The sequence below is a fragment of the Vibrio sp. 03_296 genome, from assembly GCF_002265885.1.
Genome location: NZ_NPKW01000840.1, coordinates 1 through 869, shown reverse-complemented (window position 1 = coordinate 869; position 869 = coordinate 1). Strand labels below are relative to the sequence as shown.

Below are 869 nucleotides of genomic sequence, written 5' to 3'. Positions count from 1 at the left end.
CGACACCCCGCTTCTTGCAACAGCAAAGCCAAAACGGAGGAGGTGGTGATGAGGATCGCAAACATCGCCGCAGGCCAACTAGGACGAAATCGCTTGGTGACCAGATAGACAGCCACAGTGGCTACGCTGAGCGCAAGTGTCGGCCAGTGCAAATCTGCCAATCGTTGTGGGGCTTCCCATAAACGCTCGAGTAGATAGCGCTGCTCATATTTCCAGCCTACCACCTTGGCAAACTGGACCAACGATGATGGTGAGTGCCACACCATTGAGTAGCCCCAAGAGGATCGGACGCGAAAGAAAGTCCGCCAAAATGCCCAATTTCAAACGGCTTGCCAGTACGCACCACATTCCGGTCATCGCGGTCATGGTCATCACCAGTTGCCAGTGTTTGGTCGCGTCACCGGCGGCAAGCGGGGTTACCGCGCAGCACACGCACAGGTTGCGGCGTCAGGCCCGACGATCAATTGTCTTGATGTACCCATTAAGGCGTAAACCAACATTGGCAATACACACGAATAGAGACCGACAATCGCAGATACCCCCGTTAATTGGGCGTAGGCAATAGCAACAGGCAGCGCGACGGCCACCACGAAAAAGGCGGCGCGAACGTCATCGGCGACGCCATCTCTTTTTGATTAGTGTTTTAGTTGGACGAGTCCAGGGAACCACTGCGATAGGATTATTTTGGCCAACAGATCTACCCATAAATGCGGTTAAGTTACTGTAAAGTATACAGCGTTATTTTGTAACATTCGTGAGTTATTTATCGATAACGGAGAGTAAATTCTCTTCCAATGGGAATTTTCGCTGATATCTTGGCAGCATTGACTCATTTCCTAACAAGCCTCCTTGGTGAATATACAGCAGCG

The 869-nt window shown here is 51.3% G+C and carries 2 pseudogenes; both read right to left on the bottom strand.

The window, feature by feature from the left end:
- Positions 1-590: pseudogene (locus CIK04_RS28310) on the bottom strand (SulP family inorganic anion transporter); the annotation flags it as partial.
- A 169-nt stretch (positions 591-759) separates the two neighbouring features.
- Positions 760-869, bottom strand: a pseudogene (locus tag CIK04_RS28305) (1-aminocyclopropane-1-carboxylate deaminase/D-cysteine desulfhydrase); the annotation flags it as partial.